Raw genomic sequence first — 19,021 nt, 5'->3', positions numbered from 1 at the left:
CGGAAGCCGGCCGGCTCGGGCGGACGGCCCCCAGGCGGGGATCCGCCCGTGCGGCACCGCGGCCCAGGCCGGGCGGCGGCTCAGGCGGTCGGTGCCGGGTCCGCAGCCGGACGCGGGAGGAACAGGCGGGCCCCGGGGCCCTCGCCGGCGAGCGAGTCGTCCGGGTTGTAGAGGTTGCAGCGCCGCAGCGACAGGCAGCCGCAGCCGATGCAGCCGTCCAGGTCGTCGCGCAGCTTGGTCAACAGCCGGATCTTCTCGGTCAGGCGCTCCCGCCAGACGGCGGAGAGCCGCGCCCAGTCCTCCGAGGTGGGCGTACGGGAGGACGGCAGCGAGTCCAGCGCCTCCCGGATCTCGTCCAGCGAGATGCCGACCTGCTGGGAGATCCGGACGAACGCGACCCGGCGCAGTTCGGTGCGGGCGTACCGGCGCTGGTTGCCGCCCGTCCGCTCGGCCCGGAGCAGCCCGAGCCGCTCGTAGTAGCGCAGTGCCGAGGGGGCCACCCCGCTGCGGGCGGAGAGCTGGCCGATGGTCAGTGAATCGTGCATCACGTCGCCTTGATTTGAAGCCGGCTTCAACTTGCAGGCTATCGGTATGACCACGATCACCGCCAACGCGGTTCGGTCGGCCGGGACCTCGCCACCCGGCGAACCGACCACGCCGCCCCTCCCGGGACCCGTCGCGCCCCTGTACGAGCGGGTCCGCGCGGGCCGGGAGTTCGGCCCGAACGTCCGCTCCACGGTCGACGTGCTCTGGGTGCTCTACGACCGCATCCTGCGGGTCACCCCGGAGACCGTCGACGACCCGGGACGGGACCGCTTCCTGCTCTCCAAGGGCCACGCCGTCGCCGGCTACTACGCGGTGCTCGCCGCCAGGGGCTTCGTCCCCGCCGACTGGCTGGACGACCAGGGCGGGCCCGACAGCCGGCTCGGCGACCACCCCGACCGGCTGCTGGTGCCCGGGGTGGAGATCGGCTCCGGCTCGCTCGGCCACGGGCTCGGGCTCGGCGTGGGCACCGCGCTCGGGCTGCGCGCCCAGGGCCTGCTCACGCCGCGGGTCTTCGTGCTGCTCGGCGACGCGGAACTGGACGAGGGCTCCAACCACGAGGCGATCGCGTACGCGGGCGCGGCCGGGCTGGCCAACCTCACCGCGATCGTGATCGACAACGGCTCCGCCACGCACGGCTGGCCGGGCGGCGCGGGGGCGCGGTTCACCGTCAACGGCTGGACCGCCACCACGGTCGACGGGCACGACCACGACGCCCTGCACACCGCCCTGACCGGGCAGGACAACCACCGGCCGCACGTCGTCGTCGCGGTCGTCGACCAGGGGGCGCAGTGATGATGCGGGAGCGTTTCGTCGACACCACCACCGCGCTGCTGGGGGACGACCCGCGTACGGCGCTGGTGCTGGCCGACATCTCCGCCGCCGCGTTCGAGCCCGCCGCGCGGCGGCACCCGGACCGGGTGCTCAACGTCGGCATCCGGGAGCAGTTGATGGTGGGCGTGGCGGGCGGGCTCGCCCTGACCGGCCTCCGGCCGATCGTGCACACCTACGCCCCGTTCCTGGTCGAGCGCGCGTACGAGCAGCTCAAGCTGGACCTGGACCACCAGGGCGTGACCGCGGTGCTGGTCAGCGTCGGCGCGTCGTACGACCGGGCGGCGGCCGGGCGCACCCACCTGTCGCCGGCCGACGTCTCGCTCGTCGACAGCCTGCACGGCTGGACCGTGCACGTGCCGGGCCACCCCGACGAGGTCCCCACCCTGCTGCGCGGCGCGGTGGCCGCCGACGCTTCGGCGTACCTGCGGCTCTCGACGCAGCACAACGCCCGGCCGTACGGCGGCGACGGCACGCTGCGGGTGCTCCGCGACGCGGGTCCGGGCGCGCCGCTGCTGGTCGCGGTCGGCCCGGTGCTGGACGCGGCGCTGGCCGCGGTGGCCGACCTCGGCGTCACGGTGGCGTACACCCACCGGCCCCGGCCGTTCGACACCGCGGGCCTGCGGGCGCTGGCCGACACCGAGGTCATCCTGGTCGAGCCCTACCTGGCGGGCACGTCGGCACGGGTGGTGTCGGCGGCGCTGGCCGACCGGCCGCACCGGCTGCTGGCCCTCGGCGTGGGCCGCGAGGAGCTGCGCCGCTACGGCTCGGCCGAGGACCACACCCGCTGGCACGGCCTGGACGCCGTCGGGCTGCGCCGTTCGGTGGACGAATTCCTGGCCTCGGCGCCGGCATCGGCGGGCCGCTGAGCGGCCGGCTCGCGCGGGGAACCGGCACCGAGCCGGGCGGGCGGGCGGTCAGGGCGGGGTGGCGACGGTCAGCGGGTCGGGGCGCCGAGGGGGCGGCGGCGGGTGCGCTCGCGGCCGAGGATCCAGAGCGCCTCGACGCCGTCCTTCCACGTGATCTTCTTGCCCTCCTCGCGGCCCCGCGCGCGGTAGCTGATCGGCACCTCGTAGGGGCGGATCCGGCGGCGCAGCAGCTTGCCGGTCACCTCCGCCTCCATGCCGAAGCCGCGCGAGCGGACGTCGAGCGAGCGGTAGAGCTCCACCGGCATCAGCTTGAAGCAGGTCTCCAGGTCGCCGATGTAGGAGTTGAACAGCACGTTCGCGGCCATCGTGACGCCCTTGTTGCCCATCACGTACCAGAAGCTGTAGGCGCTGTGGCTGCCGAAGGTGCGGTTGCCGTAGACGACCGTGGCCCGGCCGTCGAGCACCGGGTCGAGCAGCTTGGGAATGTCCTGCGGGTCGTACTCCAGGTCGGCGTCGAGGATGACCATGTAGTCGCCCTCGGCGTTGTCGACCGCCGTCTTGATGGCCGCGCCCTTGCCGGCGTTGCGCTGGTGGGTGATGACCCGCAGGCGCGCGTCGTCGGCCCGGCCGAGGATCTCACCGGTGCCGTCCCGGCTGCCGTCGTCGACCACGACCAGCTCGATCTCGCAGGGGTAGTCGACCGCCAATGCCTGCTTGAGAGCATCCGCGATGCGTTCTTCCTCGTTGTAGACCGGCATGAGGATCGAGAGCTTCACGGGAATCTCCACGGTGGCGACGATGAGTCGGCCCTAGCCTAGCCTGGCTGGTCAGCGGCGCGCCGTCCAGCACCGTGGGCATCGGCCGTGGCGGCCCCAGGAAGATGGTGTTTACTTCCGCCATGTCGGCTGCCGGCTACCCGCTCGTTCTGGCCCCCGTCGCCGCGATCGGACTGCTCACCGTCGCCCTCCGGCCGGTCACCACCGGGACGGTGGCACCGCTGCGTCTCGCGCTGGTCCGGGCGGCCCTGGTCACGGGCGCGTTCGCGGTGCTCACCGTGGAGGTGCTGGGCGCGCTGCGGCTGCTCACGCTGCCGGCGTTCGCCGTCGCCTGGCTGCTCTTCCTCGCCGCCTCGGCTGCGGTCGCGTCCCGGCGCCGACGCCGGGACGCCGCCCGGAGGGCGGCGGGGGCCGTCGCGGCGCCGCGGCGCGCCCTGGTGGGTGCGGCCGCCGGCCGGGCCACCGGCACGCCGGCACCTGCGCCGGATGCCGACCCGCCGGGCGCGGGCGCCGCCCGCCGCCCCCGCTGGTCGGCCCGCCTGGCCGACGCCTGGCGTACGGCGGGGCGAAGCGAGCGGCTGCTCGCCGGCACGGTCGGCGGGCTGCTCCTGGTCGAGCTGCTGATCGCCGTGCTGGCCGAGCCGAACAACTTCGACTCGCAGACCTACCACCTGCCGAAGGTGGAGCACTGGGTCGCCCAGGGGCACCTCGACTTCTGGCCCACCGCCATCCACCGGCAGGTGACCATCCCGCCCGGTGCCGAGTACCTGCTGCTGCACCTGCGCCTCTTCACCGGCGGCGACGCGCTGCACCACCTGGTGCAGTGGGCCGCCGGGGTAGGCGTGCTGCTGGCGGCGACCCGGATCGCCGCCCAGCTCGGCGGGAGCCGCCGGGCCCAGTTGCTCACCGCCTTCGTGCTCGCCACCACGCCGATGGTGGCGCTCCAGGCGACCAGCACCCAGACCGACCTGGTCTGCGCCGCCTGGGTGGCCTGCGCGGCCACGCTGGCGCTGGACGGGCTGCGCCGGCGCACCGGGATCGGGACGATGCTCGGCCTGGGTGCGGCCACCGGGCTGACCGCGGTGACCAAGACCAACGGGCTGATGGCCGTCGGGCCGCTGCTGGTGCTCTGGGGGCTCGCCCAGCTCCGGCTCGCGCGGGCCGGGGCCGCGCCGGGAACTGACGGATCGACGGCCGACGGATCGGTGCCAGGGGTGGGCGGGTCGGCGCCGGTCGGGTCCCGCGAGCCGGGCGGCCCGGGTGCGGGGCGCGCCGGTGGGGCGGCCGGGCCGCCCGACGCGCCGGCCTCACCGCCGAAGGGGTCGGGCGGCCCACGGGCGCGGGTCCAGGTGGCTCGGACGGTGACCGGGTCGGTGCTGATCCTGCTGGTCGCGGCGGTGGTGGTCGGGCCGTTCCTGGCCCGGGTGACCGCCGAGTTCGGCCACCCGCTCGGCCCTCCCCGGCTGCGCGAGTCCGTTCCGATGGAGCGGCACGACCCGCCCTCGGTGCTGGTCAACGCGCTGCGGATCGCGCACACGGCGTTCGACACCCCGCTCGCGCCGGTGCGCCGGGCGGGCGCCGCGGCGATCGTCGCCGGCGCCGACCTGATCGGGGTGGACGCCCAGGACCGGGCCATCACCTTCGGGCGGGAGCGGTTCCCGGTGCCGTCCTGGTATCCGGACGAGGACCGGGTGGCCTTCCCGCTGGCGGGGGCGCTCGCGCTGATCGGGGCGGGGTTCGCCCTGACCCGCCCCGGCCGGGTCAGCCCGGCGCAGGCGGGGCCGCTGCGCGCGTACGCGGCGGTCGTGGTGGTGGCCGTGCTGCTGCACACCGCCATGGTCAAGTGGCAGCCGTGGGGCAACCGCCTGCTGCTCTACGCGCTGACGCTGGCCGTACCGCTGGCGGGGCTCTGGCTCGACGCGCTGTTCCGCCGCCGGGCGGCCGCGCGCGACGGTCAGGCGGCGGGCCGCCGGTCGGTGGCGGCCGGGCTCGCGGTGACCGTGCTGGCCACCTGCGCGCTGGCCGGGGTGCTCGCGGTGTCGTACGGCTTCCCGCGCCGGCTGGTCGGCGCGGGCTCGGTCTTCACCACCTCGGACTGGGAGACCCGCTTCCTGCGGCGTCCGCAGTGGGCGGAGGAGTTCCGCTGGGCGGCGGACGCGGTCCGCGCGGCGGACGCCCGCCGGATCGGCCTGGTGCAGCAGAACGACAACTGGGAGTACCCCTGGTGGCTGCTGCTGCGCGACCCGGACGGCCGCCCGCCGGAGCTGGTGGCGCTCCAGTCCGTGCTGCCCGACCGCCCGCCGGCCGACCCGGCCACCGTTGACGCGATCGTCTGCACCGGCGACCGGCCGGCGTGCCAGCGGCTGGTGCCGACCGGTTGGCGCGTCGAGTTCCGGGGCCACGTGGGGTACGCCCTGCCACCCGCGCGCTGACGCGCCGACCCTCGACGCCGCCCGGCTGCTGACGCGCCAGCCGCCCCCACCGCCCGGCTTGCCCGGATCGTCCGGTTCTGCATTCCGCGCGCAACAATTACGAGACGCATTCACATCTTTCGAAGCCGGGGCTACCTTCTGGTAACTCGATCGACGTCCCGCGATCGAGCCGAAAGGAGTGCGTCGATGCTTGGTTCCCCTGCCAGGCGCGAACGCGCGACCCGACGACGGCTCCTCAGCGTCGTCGCCGCCGCCGCTCTCGTCCTGCCGATGCTCGCCGGAACGGCCGCCCCCGCCACCGCGGCCGACCGACCCGCCATCCAGCCGCTCCCGGCCGACCTGGAGGCGATCCGCGCCGCCGAGGCCACCGCGCTCTACGGCACGCCCGCCGTCCGCCCCATCGAACAGCGCCGCACCGCCCTCGTCACCATGGGCGACAGCGAGATCTCGGGCGAGGGGGTGGGCAACTACGTCCCCGGCACCCACGAACCCGGCAACTGGTGCGACCGCTCGTACGACCAGGCGGTCTTCCGCACCGGGATCCCCGCCGACGAGAAGTACAACATCGCCTGCTCCGGAGCGACCCCGTGGAACCTGATCCGGGGCGGGCCCACCCAGCACAACGAACTGAACCAGGGTGACCACCTCGCGATCAAGGCGCGCAACACGCACATCAGGCTGATCTGGGTGGTGGTCGGCGCCAACGGCGACGGCACGATCCAGTTCGGGCCGGTCGCCACCGACTGCGCCGTCCGCCGGGTCTTCCTCCAGGGCCCCTGCTATCCCACCTACACCGACCAGTGGACGGTCCGCACCGACGGCAGCCGGCGCGCGGTCGAGGACGCGCTCAACGACATCCGGCGGACCATGACCGACGCCGGCTACCTGCGGTCGGACTACGAGCTGGTGTTCATGTCGTACCCGAGCCCGGGCAGCCCGGACGTGGAGGACAACCCGAACTTCCCCGGCTGGTACGCCGGCGGCTGCCTGCTCTACCTGGCCGACGCGGCGTTCGCCCGGAACAAGGCGGTGCCGATGTTCGAGTCGGCGCTGCGGGCGGCGGCCGTCAACACCGGCACCCGCTACCTCGACGCCAGCCGGCTGTTCCACGGCCACGAGGTGTGCACCGACAGCACCTCGGTGCGCGGCCTGTACATCGAGCTCGGCATCTGGGACGAGAACGCGGCACGGCAGTCGTTCCACCCGAACTACCGGGGGCACGGGATGTTCGCCCAGTGCGTCACCCAGTTCTGGAACTCCGGCCAGCAGCGCGCCACCTGCGTCGACCCGGCCAGCACCGGCAACGGCGTGCTCTACCCGGGGCTGTTCGAGTTCAGGCAGCTGCGCAACGCCGCCACCGGCACCTGCGTGGACGGCAAGGGCTACGACTCACGCAACGGCACACCACAGCAGTCGTACGGCTGCCACGGCGGGCGCAACCAGGGCTTCTGGTACGACCCAGCCCGGCAGTCGCTGCACTCCGAGCTGTCCCACGACCGCTGCCTCGACGTCTCCGGCGGCACGCTGAGCGCCGGCACGGCGGTCAACATCTACAACTGCCACGGCGGCGCGAACCAGAAGTTCGTGCTGGCCGGCAGCCAGCTCAAGGCGGCCGGCAACACCAACCTCTGCCTGGCGTTCGACAGCCCGACGAGCGGCAGCCCGCGGCTGCGGCTGGCCACCTGCTCGACCAGCACCCGCCAGCAGTGGTCGTTCGAGTCGCGCAACTTCGCCAACCCGGTCGGCTACGGTCACGACGACTTCATCGGCTCCCGGGTCTACTGAGCGCGCAGGGCGGGCGGCCGGCTCCGACGGGGGCCGGCCGCCCGCCCTCAGCGCACGACGGCGGGGCGGAACGCGCTGGGTCGCGCCACCGCCGGCGCCTCGCCGATGGTGGCGACGAGCCGCTCCCGGGGCGTCCGCAGCCGGGTGCGGAAGGCGTGGTTGAGCAGCGCGTCGAGCTGCCACACCTGCTTCGGGTGCCGGGTGTGGATGAGGAACCGCTCGCGGATCCCGTCGATCGCCGTGGCGGCCAGCTCGACCGAGCGCAGGCGCGGGTCGGGGCTCCACGTCACGTTGCTGAGTTCGCGCAGCTCGGTGTTGAGGTGCAGGCGCAGCCGGTGCAGGACCCGGGTCTGCTGGGTGACGACCAGCCGCCGGTGGGTCAGCAGCAGGAGGTATTCGCCGGCCATCGGGCGGTCGGGCCGGCTGCACCGGGTGACCAGGATGGTGGCGTCGCCGGAGCCGACGCAGCGGCGGAAGACGGGCATGTGCCGGCTGGCGGTCTGCACCGCCACACCGGCCTCGGCGGCGGCCGGGAGGAACGTTCGGGAGAAGACGTCCATGCCCTGCCCAACGAGGGCCGTCCCGGAGTGACGCGGGTCACGTGCAAATTGCAGAACTTCCACGCCCGCGCGTCGCACCGCCTGTCCGACCTGCGGGCCCGCCCCGGCGCGGCGGGCCCGGTCGTACGCCTCAGAGCAGCGGCTGCATCGCGCCGAATCCGCTGCCGAGCCGGGTCGGGCTGAGCCAGGCGCCGCCGTTCCAGCGGTAGCCCAGCACGTTGCCGGTCGACTGCTGCACCGCCACCAGGTCCGGCCGGCCGTTGCGGTCGAAGTCGCCGAGCTGGACGAGGTCGCGCATCCCGCCCCAGCCGGCGCCCGCGTCGATCCGGGCGCCGAGCAGGCCGTCAGGGCCGCCCGGGTAGACGTGGAGGCGACCGGTGCCCTTCTCCCGGGCGAGCACGTCGGGGCGCCCGTCGCCGGTGAAGTCGCCGCCGCCGGTCAGCTCGTCGAACGCGTTCCAACCCGCGCCGCCCAGCGCGACCCGGCTGCCGAAGCCGGTGCCCCTGCCGGGATAGAGCCAGAGCACGCCGGTGGAACTCTGCACCGCGGCGAGGTCCTGGTAGCCGTCGCGGTTCCAGTCCCCGACCGGGGTGATCTCGCGCATGCCGTTCCAGCCGCTGCCGACCTTGACCCGGGTGGTCACGCCGGAGCCACTGCCCGGATAGAACCACAGGTAGCCGGTCGACTTCTCCCGGGCCAGCAGGTCCTCGCCGCCGGACCGGTTGAAGTTGCCGGCCCGGACGATCGCGTCCATGCCGTTCCAGCCCGCGCCGAGCGAGACCCGGCCGCTCAGGCCGACGCCGTTGCCGCCGTAGACGTACAGCCGGCCGGTGGCCGGGTCGCGGTAGCCCAGGTCCGCCCAGCCGTTGCCGGTGAAGTCGCCGAACCCGGCGGCCGGCAGCGGGGCGACGTCGAGGTGATTGCTGTCGATGTTGATCGTCACGCCGCCCCACGTCTCGTGGTGGTCGCCCCGGTACTGCTTCATCCGCTGCTTCGGCATCCAGTACGACTCGGGCAGCGCCTCGTCCGTCACCGTCTGTACGCCGTCCCACCGGGCGAAGTCCAGGTAGTCCGGCTTGCCGTGGCCCGCCCGCCCGTACGCGGAGACCTGGTCCGCCAGGCCGCCGGAGGCCACGTCGGTGTAGAACCCGGAGAAGTAGCCGTGGTCGTGCAGGCGCGTGGTCCACGCGTGGGTGAAGGTCTGCACCGCCGCCGAGCAGGCCGCGTCGCCGGCCGGGTACTTCTCCATGTTGTAGAAGACGGTGCTCTCCCGGACGAGTCCCAGGTCGCGGGCGCGCGCGGCGGCGTCGTCCGCGGCGGCGCGCCCCTGCGCGGCGGCCTGCGCCGGGTCGATGCGCGGCTTGCTGGTGCTGCGGCAGGGCGCCTGCGGCCCCACGTAGAGCGGGAAGAACCGCCAGCCCGCCGCCGCCTGGGTGGTCACCCAGTCCCGCGTCAGGTTCGGCTGTGCGCAGGCCCGGCCGTTGCCCCCGATGTAGATGCCCACCGCCCGGTACGGCGAGGCCAGCCACGCCGTCATCGAGGCGCTCGACGGCGCGGTGCAGGTGTCGAAGCCCAGGCCGGTGAACGTGCCGGGATGCGGCCCGGTGTAGCCGGCGGCCCGGGCGGGGCCGGTGACGCCGGCCAGGGCGGCGCCGGCGGTGAGCACGGCGGCCGCCGTGGCGGCGAGGGCCCGGCGGGCGGCACGGCGCAGCCCGGCGGGCGCATTGGAGTGGAGCGTCACGAGTCCCCGATCCTCGGTCGTGGATGGCCGGGGGCGGACGCGAACGCGTCTCTCGCTCGACACCGGCACGCCGATTCTGCCGGGGTCACCGCCCCTTGTCGAGACCGCCGGGGCCGGTTGTCGAGACCGCCGGGGTCGGTCAGAGCAGCGGCGTCATCGCGCCGAATCCGGTGCCGAGCCGGATCGGCGACGCCCAGCCGGCGCCGAGCCAGCGGTACTGGTAGACGTAGCCGCTCGACTTCTGCACGGCGACCATGTCCGGCCGGCCGTCCCGGTCGAAGTCGCCGAGCTGGACGAGGTCGCGCATCGTGTTCCAGCCGGACCCGATCTGGGTGCGGGTGTTGGGCGCGCCGGCCCGGCCCGGGTAGAGGAAGAGGTAGCCGGTGCTCTTCTCCCGCGCGACCACGTCGGGGTAGCCGTCGTTGTTGAAGTCGCCGCCGGCGTTCAGCTCGTCCACGGAGTTCCAGCCGGAGCCGAGCAGCACGCGGGTGGGGAACGCGCCGCCACCCGTGCCCGGGTAGAGGTAGAGCGCGCCGGTGGAGCTCTGCACCGCCAGCAGGTCCTGGTAGCCGTCGCGGTCGTAGTCGCCGATCGGGGTGATCTCCCGGACGCTGTTCCAGCCCGCGCCCAGCTTGATCCGGCCGCTGATCCCCAACCCCGTGCCCGGGTAGAGCCACAGGTAGCCGGTCGCCTTCTCGCGGGCGATGACGTCCTCGCCGCCGGCCCGGTCGAAGTTGCCGGCCCGGATGATCACGTCCATGCCGTTCCAGCCGGCGCCCAGCGTGATCCGGCCGCTCAGCGTGGTGCCGTTGCCGCCGTAGACGTGCACCTGGCCGGTCGCCGGGTCGCGGTAGCCGAGATCCGACCAGCCGTTGCCGGTGAAGTCGCCGAACCGGGTGGCCGGCAGCGGGGCGACGTCGAGGTAGTCGCCGTCGATGTTGATGGTGACCCCGCCCCACGTCTCGTCGTGCGGGCCCACGTGCTGCTTGATCCGCCGCTTCGGTGCCCAGTAGCCGGCGGGGATGCCCGGGTCGGAGACGGTCGCCACGTCGTCCCAGCGGGCGAAGTCGAGGTAGTCCGGCCGCACGTAGCCGGGGGTGTCGTAGGCGGCGACCTGGTCGGCGACGCCGCGGGCCATGCTGCTGTAGAAGCCGGAGAGGTAGCCCTGGTCGTGCAGCCGGGCGGTCCACGCGCTCATGAACGTGAGGACCGCGCTGGTGCAGGTCGCGTCGCCGCCGTCGTAGTCCTCCATGTCGTAGAAGAGGACGCTCTCCCGGGGCAGGCCGAGCTCCACCGCGCGCGCCACGGCGTCGTCGGCCTCGGCGCGGCCCTGCGCCGCCGCCTGCGCCGGATCGATGCGCGGCCGGCTGGTGGCCAGGCAGGGAGCCTGGAGGCCGACGTACATCGGGACGAGGTGCCAGCCCGCCGCCGTCTGGGCGGCCACCCACTCGGCGGTGAGGGCGGGCTGGGCGCAGCCGCGGCTGACGCCGCCGAAGTAGATGACGACGGCCCGGTACGGCGAGTGCTCGCGCCACGCCTGCATCTGTGCGCCGGTCGGCGCGGTGCAGGCGTCGAAGCCGAGGCCGGTGTAGGTGCCGGGCTGCGGCCCGACGGCGGCGAGGGCGGGACCGGGCACGGCCGTCAGCGCGAGGCCGGCGCCGAGGACGGTGGCGGCGGCGCCGGCCAGGGTCCGACGGGTGGCCCGGCGCAGCCCGGCCGGCGAGAGTGTGGATTTCACGATTCCCCGATCTGTCCCTTGGGTCGGACGCCGGCGGTCGGACGCGGCACGTCCCTCGCGCTGCGCCGGCCCGCTGATTCTGACCACAGTCGACCCCTCCTGTCGAGGTCGTGGCCGGTGCGGGACGGGCCGGAGTGTCGCGCGGGGCGGGCGCCGGACGTGGGTATGAGGCGGGCCGGAGTGTCGCGCGGGCGGGCGCCGGACGTGGGCTCAGACCGGGTCGGGCTCGAACAGCTCCGTCAGCCAGCCGGGCACCGCGGACGCGTACTGCGCCCGGGCCGGGTCGCGGGTGACGAGGGCCCGACGCCAGGACAGCGCGCGGCTGACCCGGGTGACGCGGACGGCCAGCCGGGAGGCCTCCCGCAGCGCCGCCCGGTCGTGCCGGTCCGACCACGGCTCCAGGTACGCGTCGCGCAGCCGCGCCAGCGTCGGATCGCCGGCGGGCAGGTCGAGGGCGTGCGCGACCGAGTTCAGCGTGACCAGCAGGGTGCCGAACGGGTGGGCGACCGAGGCGTCGCCCCAGTCGAAGAAGCGGTGCCCGTCGTCCCCGACGAAGACGTTGCCGTCGTGCAGGTCGTCGTGCTGGACGCTGGGCGCGACGCCGGAGTCGGCCAGCCGCCGGCACTGCTCGGCGAAGGTGTCCCGATGGGCGCGCAGCCGCCCGTACGCCTCGACGTCGAGCCCGTCCGCCGCCCCCAGCAGCAGCGACTCCTGGTCGTCGAGCAGCGCCTCGAACAGCTCGGGCAGCGCCTCCGGCCGGTGGTCGGGCACCCCGAGCGCGAGCAGCTCGCCGGCCCGGGGCGCGACCGTGCGCTGGAGGTCGGCGTACTCCGGCAGGACCCGCTCCCAGCGGGTCAGCACGTCGCGGTCGCCGGCCAGCGCGTCGCGCAGCGAGCGCCCACCGTCCGGCAGCAGCGACCAGCCGCGCTCGGCGTCGACCGCGATCGGGTCGAGCACCCTCCCCGGGGCGAGCCGGGCCAGCGCGTCCAGCAGCGCCGCCTCGTGCCGGGTGCCCGGGTTGTTCGCCTTGAACCACGCGTCCCCGGCGTCGGTGGGCACCCGCCAGACCAGGGACCAGGGCCGGACCCGTGGCTCGACCGGCCCGACGATCCGCCGGCCGTGCCGACCGAGCCGGTCGCCGACCCAGCCCAGGGCGGTGTCCCGCCAGTACGGGTCGGTCCAGTCGGCGTACGGCGTGGGGACAGCGGTCACGTCGCGGAATCTAGCCCCGCCACCGGCACCGGTGCGACACCTTATTCCGGCGCACCCTCGTGGCCGGCGGCGAGCGACGCGCCCGGGCCGGCCCACGCGACGTCGTCGCCGCCGTTGGGGGGACAAGACTAGCCTTCACCGCCATGCCGGACGCCTCGTTCCTCGCCGACACCCGCGACTCCTACGACACCATGGCCGCCGACTACACGGAGTGGCTCCGTACGGACATGGACGGCAGGCCCCTCGACCGCGCGTTGCTGACCGCCTTCGCCGAGCTGGTGAAGGCCGGCGACAACGGTCCCGTCGCCGACGTCGGCTGCGGGCCCGGCCGGATCACGATCCTGCTGCACCGCCTGGGACTGGACGCATTCGGCATCGACCTGTCGCCCGGGATGGTCGCGCTGGCCCGGGAGACGTACCCGGAGCTGCGGTTCGAGGTGGGCTCGATGCTCGCGCTGGACCTGCCGGACGCATCCCTCGGCGGGCTGCTCGCCTACTACTCGGTCATCCACGTCCCCTGGGAGCGGCGGCCCGAGGTCTTCGCCGAGTTCCACCGGGTGCTCGCGCCGGGCGGGCAGCTCATGCTCGCCTTCCAGGTCGGCGACGAACGCCTGCACCTCGACGAGGCCTTCGGCAAGCCGATCTGCGCCGACTGGTACCGGCAGCAGCCGGACGAGGTGGCCGCGCTGCTGCGCGAGGCCGGGTTCGACCTGTGGGCCAAGGTCGTGAAGGAGCCCGAGGGCACCGAGAAGACCCCGCAGGGCCACATCGTGGCGCGCAGGCCCGCCGGGGCGTAGCTCCCGCCCCGGCGGGCCGGGGGCGTCAGAGCAGCTCGACGATGGTGGCGTTGGCCATGCCGCCGCCCTCGCACATGGTCTGGAGGCCGTAGCGGATGTCGTTGTCCCGCATGTGGGCGAGCATCGTCGTCATGATCCGGGCGCCGGAGGCGCCGAGCGGGTGGCCGAGGGCGATCGCCCCGCCGCGCGGGTTGAGCCGCTCCGCGTCCGCCTCGGTCTCCGCCAGCCAGGCCAGCGGCACCGGGGCGAACGCCTCGTTCACCTCGTAAACCCCGATCTCCTCGATGCCCAGCCCCGCGCGGCGCAGCGCCTTGGCGGTGGCCGGGATGGGGGCGGTGAGCATGGTGACCGGGTCGTCGGCGGCGACCACGGCGGTGTGGACGCGGGCCAGCGGGCGCAGCCCGTGCCGGCTGGCCCACTCGCTGGTGGTGACGGCGAGCGCCGCCGCGCCGTCGGAGATCTGCGAGGCGGAACCGGCGGTGACGACGCCGTCGGGGCGGAACGGGGTGGCCAGCTCGCCGAGCTTCTCCAGCGAGGTGTCCCGACGGATGCCCTCGTCGGCGGCGAACTTGCCGCCGTCGGCGAGGGCGACCGGCGCGATCTCGGCGTCGAAGGCACCGGCGTCCTGGGCGGCGGCGGCCTTCTCGTGGCTGGCGAGGGCGAACTCGTCGAGCTGGGCGCGGGAGAAGCGCCAGCGCGCGGCGATCAGCTCGGCCCCGACGCCCTGGTTGAACGGCAGCGGCGCGTCGTCGGCGAAGCCCTCGACGCCCCGGTAGCGCTCGCGCAGCTGGTCGCTGAACGGCGACCCGCCGGCCACGCTGGAGCCCATCGCCACCCGGGTCATCGACTCGACACCGCCGGCGACGACCAGGTCGGCCTGGCCGGAGAGCACGGTGGCGGCGGCGAAGTGCAGGGCCTGCTGGCTGGAGCCGCACTGCCGGTCGAGCGTGGTGCCGGGCACCGACTCGGGCCAGCCGGCGGCGAGCACGCCGTTGCGGGCGACGTTCCACGACTGGTCGCCGACCTGGGAGACGCAGCCCCAGACCACGTCGTCGACCTGCGCCGGGTCGATGCCCGTGCGCTCGGCGAGGGCGCGCAGCACGTGCGCGGAGAGGTCGACCGGGTGCACGGCGGCCAGGCTGCCCTTGCGCCGCCCGACCGGGGTGCGTACCGCGCCGACGATGACTGCGTCACTCATGACTACTCCCCGGTAACTTCGGCTTCCACCGATCCTACGTCCTCGACGGGCCGCCGTCCTCCCCCGGGTGCGCTGGCATGCTGGACGGATGCGGCCACACCCGTCCCCGACCGCCCGGCAGTGGCGGGTGCCGGCGCGCCTGCCGGCGCTCAAGCTGGCCGGCGCGGTCGCGCTGCTCGCGCTCGCGCTGCTCCTCGACGAGGGCGACCCGGTCCAGTTGGGGCTGGCCGCGGTCGCGGCCGCCGCGCTGGCGGGCTGGGCGGCGCGCGACCTGGTCGCGCCGGTCCGGCTGGCGGTCGACCCGGAGGGGGTGACCGTCGCCCGGGGCTTCGCGGGCCGCCGGCGGCTGCCCTGGACGGCGGTCGAACGCATCACCGTGGACCGCCGCGCCCGGCTGGGCCTGACCAGCGAGGTGCTGGAGATCGACGCGGGCGAGTCCCTGCACCTGTTCGGCCGCCTCGACCTCGACGCGGATCCGGCGGAGGTGGCCGAGGCCCTGCGGGAGGCCCGCCCCCGCTGAGCCGCCGGCTCTCGCGGATGGCGGGGTGGCCCGGGCCGCAGGCCGGGCCGCCGGCTTGCGGCGGAGTCAGCCGCCGACGATGGCCGCGGTGCGGATCAGGGCCAGGCCGAGCAGCGCCGCCACGATGACCGCGCCGCCGGCGAGTTGCACCAGCGTCCGCCGGGACCGCGGGGCGTACGCGAACACGAGGGCCGTCAGCCCGCCGACCACCAGGCCGCCCAGGTGCCCGGGGATCGAGATGCCGGGCACGGTGAACGTGAAGACCAGGTTGATCACCAGGACGGGGAGCACCTGGGAGATGTCCCGCCCCATCTTGCGTTCGATGACGACCAGGGCGGCGAAGAGGCCGAAGATCGACGTGGAGGCGCCGGCGGTGAGCTGGTTCTGCTCGCTGAACAGGTAGGCGGCGACGTTGCCGCCCAGCCCGGAGACGAGATAGAGCGCCGCGAAGCGCAGCGGCCCGAGGCTCGCCTCCAGCGAGCGGCCCAGCACCCACAGCGCCCACATGTTGAGCAGCAGGTGGACCACGCCGTAGTGCAGGAACATCGCCGTGACCAGGCGGTACCACTCGCCCTCGGCGATGCCGCCGACCGTGCCGTCGGGGAAGAGCGCGCCGCCGAGCACCGCGCCCCAGTCGGTCAGCGGCGTGCTGCCGCCCATCAGGCCGCCGAAGCCGGAGCCGCCGACCGCCGCGTCCCCGCCCCGGTCGGAGGCGATGGAGAGCACCATCAGCAGCACGTTGAGCGCGATGAACGCCTTGGTGACGTAGCCGTGCCGGCCGGCGGCACCGCCACCGAAGGCGGTGCGCGCCGGCCGCACGCTACGGCGTCCCTCCGCCACGCACTCCGGGCACTGGAACCCGACCGAGGCCTCCCGCATGCAGTCCGGGCAGATCGACCGGTCGCAGCGGGTGCACCGGACGTACGTCTCCCGGCCGGGGTGCCGGTAACAGACCGGGGTGACCGGCGGCGACTCGCTCACCGCGCCCGCCCGCCGACGTGGGCCGTGCCGCCCACCAACCCGTCCCGACCTTCGGAGCGCTCAGTCATGTCGGCAAAGGTACCTCGCGGACGCCCTCAGGCAGACGTGCGCTCGATCTCGACCCGCTCGATGACGACGTCCTGCAGCGGCCGGTCGTTGGGGCCGGTCGGGGTGTTGGCGATCGAGTCGACCACCTTGGCGGACTGCTCGTCGGCCACCTGGCCGAAGATGGTGTGCCGGTTGTTCAGGTGCGGCGTCGGCGAGACGGTGATGAAGAACTGCGAGCCGTTGGTGCCCGGCCCGGCGTTCGCCATCGCCAGCAGGTAGGGCCGGTCGAAGCGCAGCTCCGGGTGGAACTCGTCGGCGAACTTGTAACCCGGGCCACCGCGGCCGGTGCCGGTCGGGTCACCCATCTGGATCATGAAGCCGCTGATCACCCGGTGCGAGATGGTGCCGTCGTAGTACGGCCCGCTGCCCGGCTGACCCGTACGCGGGTCGATGTATTCGCGGTTGCCCTCGGCCAGGTCGACGAAGTTCTTGACGGTCTTCGGGGCGTGGTTGCCGAAGAGCTCCAGCCGGATCGGGCCAGCGTTGGTGTGCAAGGTGGCGTAGACAGCCTCGGCCACGGGTACTCCTCACTCGTTGGTCAGTTCCATGCGGATCCTCCCATGTGCCCGATCTGGCAGTGCGGAGGCATCCGAAGGTGGAGGATGACGAAGGAACAACTCCCAGGAGGTGGGACCGTGTTTGGAATCGGGCGGCGTAAGACCCAGGGGCAGCTGGCCAAGGCGGAGCTGAACCAGGGCCTCGGTCACCTGAGGCAGGCCGCGACGTACGCCGCGAAGGGCGCCGGCGCCACCGTCGGCCCGCGCGTCCAGGCGGCCCGGGGCGCCGTCGCGCCTGCGGCCGTCGTGGTGCGCGACCGCGCGTCCAACGGCTTCGCGTCCACGGTCGCCGCGCTCGCGCCGCTGGCCCTGGCCGTTCGCAAGGCGCAGGCCGAGGCGGCGGGCAAGGCGGTCACCAACCGGAAGGCCGCCGCAGCCAAGCTGGCCGCGAACACCAGGAAGGTCAAGGCGAAGAACATGAAGGCGTCCCGGAAGAAGAACGCCCGTCGCGGCGGGTCCATGATGACCGGTCTCCTCGCGGCCGGCGCGGTGGCCGGCGTCGCCGCGATGGCGATGCGTCGCCGCCGCGAGCAGCAGGAGTGGGCCGAGTACGACCCGACCCGCACGCTGGAGCCGATGCGTGACGAGGTGGAGACCATGGAGATCCGCACCCCGGTGACCGACGCCTCGACGATGTCCGGCGGCTCGGGTGTGGCCGGCGGCCCGACCGGTGCCGGCAGCTCGGCGGTGGCCGGCGGCGACAGCGCCTCCACCACCACCCCCGGCAAGCAGCCGACCGTCCACGCGACCGACAAGGTCCCGTCGGTGGCCGAGGGCGCCAAGGACACCTCGGGCCGCCCGGCGGACGACCTGACCGAGGCGCTCGGCAAGGGCGCGAAGACCAACGGGCGTCGCTGACGCGCGGGGTCCCCGGAAAGCGCCGGCGAAGCGGGTCCGCCCGCGCCGCCGGCGCTTCCGCGTCCCCGCCGGGCGGCAGGGGTCGGCGCCAGCCGGCACGGGGCGGGTCGGAGCCAGCCGGCGCGGGGCGGGTCGGAGCCAGCCGGCGCGGGGCGGGTCGGAGCCAGCCGGCACGGGGCGGGTCGGAGCCAGCCGGCGCGGGGCGGGTCGGAGCCAGCCGGCGCGGGGCGGGTCGGAGCCAGCCGGCACGGGGCGGGTCGGAGCCAGCCGGCGCGGGCGGCGGAAGGCGGCACGGGCGGCGGAGAGCCGGAGCAGCCGCCCCGGCGGCAGGGTCAGAGCCAGCCGTTGCGGCGGAACCAGCGGTAGAGGGCCAGCGAGATCGCCAGCATGAGGGCGAGCACGACCGGATAGCCGTACGTCATCCGCAGCTCCGGCATGACGTCGAAGTTCATCCCGTAGATGCCGGCGATGGCGGTCCAGACGGCGGCGATGGCGGCCCACGCGGCGATCTTGCGCATGTCGTTGTTCTGGTCGACCGTGACCTGGGCCAGCCGCGCCTGGAGGATGGAGTTGAGCAGGTCGTCGTAGGAGTTGACCTGCTCGACGGTGCGGCTGAGGTGGTCCTGCACGTCGCGGAAGTAGCGGCGGATCTCCTTGGGCACGTCGCGGTTCATCTGCGCGGTGAGCGTCATCAGCGGGCGCTGCAACGGCGCCACGGCCCGCTTGAACTCCACCAGCTCCCGCTTCATCTGGTAGATCCGCTGGATCCGGCCGGTGGACTGGCGGTCGAAGACCTCCGTCTCCAGCGTGTCCAGGTCGTCCTCCAGCCGGTCGGACACCTCCAGGTAGAGGTCCACCACCCGGTCGGTGACCGCGTACGCCACCGCCCACGGGCCGTGGAGCAGCAGGTCCTCCTTCGTCTCCAGGTCGGCCCGGACGGGGGCCAGCCGGCACGCGTCCCCGTGCCGCACGCTGATCAGGAAGTTCGGGCCGATGAAGAGCATCACCTGGCCGGTCTCGACGACCTCGGAGTTCTCGGTCAGCTCGGCGTGCTCGCAGTAGCGCGCCGTCCGCAGCACCAGGAAGCTGACGTCGCCGAACTGCTCCAGCTTCGGCCGCTGCTGCGCCTTGACCGCGTCCTCGACGGCGAGCTCGTGCAGGCCGTACGTGGCGGCGATGGCGGTCATCTCGTCCAGCTCCGGCTCGTGCAGGCCGAGCCAGACGAAGGCGTTCTCCTCGCGGCGGGCGGCGTCGAGCGCCTCGGCGTACCGCCAGTCGCCGGGCTGCCGCCGGCCGTCGACGTAGAGGGCGCAGTCGACCACCGCGTCGCGCTGCGGGCCGGCCTGCGCGGGAACCCGCTGGAGACCGTCGGGGTTGAGTCGGCGGGTCATCGCCCGCACGGGTGCCACCCAGTCGCGGGGTCTGAGCACCCGTCCGCCGTTCGGCGAGGCCGTCCGCCCCCGCTGCTCCCGGTCCGTCATCACGCCCCCCTTCCCACGCGCTGCGGCTAGCAGG

General features: G+C 74.4%; 17 protein-coding genes. 7 read left to right on the top strand and 10 right to left on the bottom strand.

What is annotated here, in order from left to right:
• Window positions 1-80: 80 nt before the first annotated feature.
• The gene (soxR, locus tag GA0070606_RS16970; protein ID WP_091100965.1) at window positions 81-545 is read right to left on the bottom strand and encodes a redox-sensitive transcriptional activator SoxR; all 465 of its coding nucleotides are present in this window, start codon (window positions 543-545) and stop codon (window positions 81-83) included.
• Window positions 546-591: 46 nt separating this feature from the next.
• Here soxR and GA0070606_RS16965 point away from each other — a divergent pair, with 46 nt between their 5' ends.
• Window positions 592-1,338, top strand: coding sequence for a transketolase (locus GA0070606_RS16965; protein ID WP_091100959.1), 747 nt, complete (start codon window positions 592-594; stop codon window positions 1,336-1,338).
• A gap of 2 nt (window positions 1,339-1,340) precedes the next feature.
• Window positions 1,341-2,243, top strand: a complete 903-nt coding sequence (locus GA0070606_RS16960) for a transketolase family protein (RefSeq protein WP_091100956.1) — start codon at window positions 1,341-1,343, stop codon at window positions 2,241-2,243.
• A 68-nt stretch (window positions 2,244-2,311) separates the two neighbouring features.
• Here GA0070606_RS16960 and GA0070606_RS16955 read toward each other — a convergent pair whose 3' ends face one another.
• Window positions 2,312-3,019 (bottom strand): glycosyltransferase family 2 protein, encoded by a 708-nt coding sequence (locus GA0070606_RS16955; RefSeq protein ID WP_091100952.1) that lies wholly within the window; start codon window positions 3,017-3,019, stop codon window positions 2,312-2,314.
• Between the two features lie 122 nt (window positions 3,020-3,141).
• Between GA0070606_RS16955 and GA0070606_RS16950 the strand changes: the two genes are divergently transcribed.
• Window positions 3,142-5,451, top strand: coding sequence for a hypothetical protein (locus tag GA0070606_RS16950; RefSeq protein ID WP_091100949.1), 2,310 nt, complete (start codon window positions 3,142-3,144; stop codon window positions 5,449-5,451).
• 186 nt (window positions 5,452-5,637) lie between these two features.
• Complete coding sequence (locus GA0070606_RS16945; RefSeq protein ID WP_091100945.1) at window positions 5,638-7,236, top strand: ricin-type beta-trefoil lectin domain protein; 1,599 nt, start codon at window positions 5,638-5,640, stop codon at window positions 7,234-7,236.
• Between the two features lie 47 nt (window positions 7,237-7,283).
• Here the strand turns inward: GA0070606_RS16945 and GA0070606_RS16940 are convergent, their stop codons facing one another.
• The 4 genes from GA0070606_RS16940 to GA0070606_RS16925 all read right to left on the bottom strand — a co-directional run bounded on the left by GA0070606_RS16940 (window position 7,284) and on the right by GA0070606_RS16925 (window position 12,487).
• The gene (locus GA0070606_RS16940) at window positions 7,284-7,796 is read right to left on the bottom strand and encodes a hypothetical protein (RefSeq protein ID WP_091100943.1); all 513 of its coding nucleotides are present in this window, start codon (window positions 7,794-7,796) and stop codon (window positions 7,284-7,286) included.
• Window positions 7,797-7,926: 130 nt separating this feature from the next.
• Entirely contained in the window at window positions 7,927-9,537 is a 1,611-nt protein-coding gene (locus GA0070606_RS16935; protein ID WP_091100939.1) for a glycoside hydrolase domain-containing protein, read from the bottom strand.
• A gap of 139 nt (window positions 9,538-9,676) precedes the next feature.
• A complete protein-coding gene (locus GA0070606_RS16930; RefSeq protein ID WP_091100937.1) occupies window positions 9,677-11,275 on the bottom strand; it encodes a glycoside hydrolase domain-containing protein in 1,599 nt (532 codons plus the stop codon).
• Between the two features lie 210 nt (window positions 11,276-11,485).
• On the bottom strand, window positions 11,486-12,487 hold the full coding sequence (locus tag GA0070606_RS16925) for a phosphotransferase (RefSeq protein ID WP_091100934.1): 1,002 nt from the start codon (window positions 12,485-12,487) through the stop codon (window positions 11,486-11,488).
• A 143-nt stretch (window positions 12,488-12,630) separates the two neighbouring features.
• Between GA0070606_RS16925 and GA0070606_RS16920 the strand changes: the two genes are divergently transcribed.
• A complete protein-coding gene (locus tag GA0070606_RS16920) occupies window positions 12,631-13,284 on the top strand; it encodes a class I SAM-dependent methyltransferase (RefSeq protein ID WP_091100930.1) in 654 nt (217 codons plus the stop codon).
• A gap of 25 nt (window positions 13,285-13,309) precedes the next feature.
• On the opposite strand, the gene GA0070606_RS16915 is transcribed toward GA0070606_RS16920, so the two are convergent.
• Window positions 13,310-14,482, bottom strand: a complete 1,173-nt coding sequence (locus GA0070606_RS16915) for a thiolase family protein (protein WP_091100926.1) — start codon at window positions 14,480-14,482, stop codon at window positions 13,310-13,312.
• A gap of 88 nt (window positions 14,483-14,570) precedes the next feature.
• On the opposite strand from GA0070606_RS16915, the gene GA0070606_RS16910 reads away from it, so the two are divergent.
• Complete coding sequence (locus GA0070606_RS16910) at window positions 14,571-15,002, top strand: PH domain-containing protein (protein WP_091100923.1); 432 nt, start codon at window positions 14,571-14,573, stop codon at window positions 15,000-15,002.
• 66 nt (window positions 15,003-15,068) lie between these two features.
• Here GA0070606_RS16910 and GA0070606_RS16905 read toward each other — a convergent pair whose 3' ends face one another.
• Window positions 15,069-15,983, bottom strand: a complete 915-nt coding sequence (locus tag GA0070606_RS16905; RefSeq protein ID WP_091100919.1) for a rhomboid family intramembrane serine protease — start codon at window positions 15,981-15,983, stop codon at window positions 15,069-15,071.
• Between the two features lie 95 nt (window positions 15,984-16,078).
• Window positions 16,079-16,609, bottom strand: a complete 531-nt coding sequence (locus GA0070606_RS16900) for a peptidylprolyl isomerase (RefSeq protein WP_091100916.1) — start codon at window positions 16,607-16,609, stop codon at window positions 16,079-16,081.
• Window positions 16,610-16,693: 84 nt separating this feature from the next.
• Between GA0070606_RS16900 and GA0070606_RS16895 the strand changes: the two genes are divergently transcribed.
• Window positions 16,694-17,506 (top strand): hypothetical protein, encoded by an 813-nt coding sequence (locus GA0070606_RS16895; RefSeq protein ID WP_091100912.1) that lies wholly within the window; start codon window positions 16,694-16,696, stop codon window positions 17,504-17,506.
• Window positions 17,507-17,838: 332 nt separating this feature from the next.
• Here GA0070606_RS16895 and corA read toward each other — a convergent pair whose 3' ends face one another.
• A complete protein-coding gene (corA, locus tag GA0070606_RS16890) occupies window positions 17,839-18,987 on the bottom strand; it encodes a magnesium/cobalt transporter CorA (protein WP_091107829.1) in 1,149 nt (382 codons plus the stop codon).
• Window positions 18,988-19,021 lie beyond the last annotated feature (34 nt).

The sequence above is a fragment of the Micromonospora citrea genome (genome assembly GCF_900090315.1).
In the GTDB taxonomy this organism is placed as follows: Bacteria; Actinomycetota; Actinomycetes; order Mycobacteriales; family Micromonosporaceae; genus Micromonospora; species Micromonospora citrea.
Note: the sequence above shows the minus strand (reverse complement) of the source record. Positions and strands in the feature narration are given on the sequence as shown.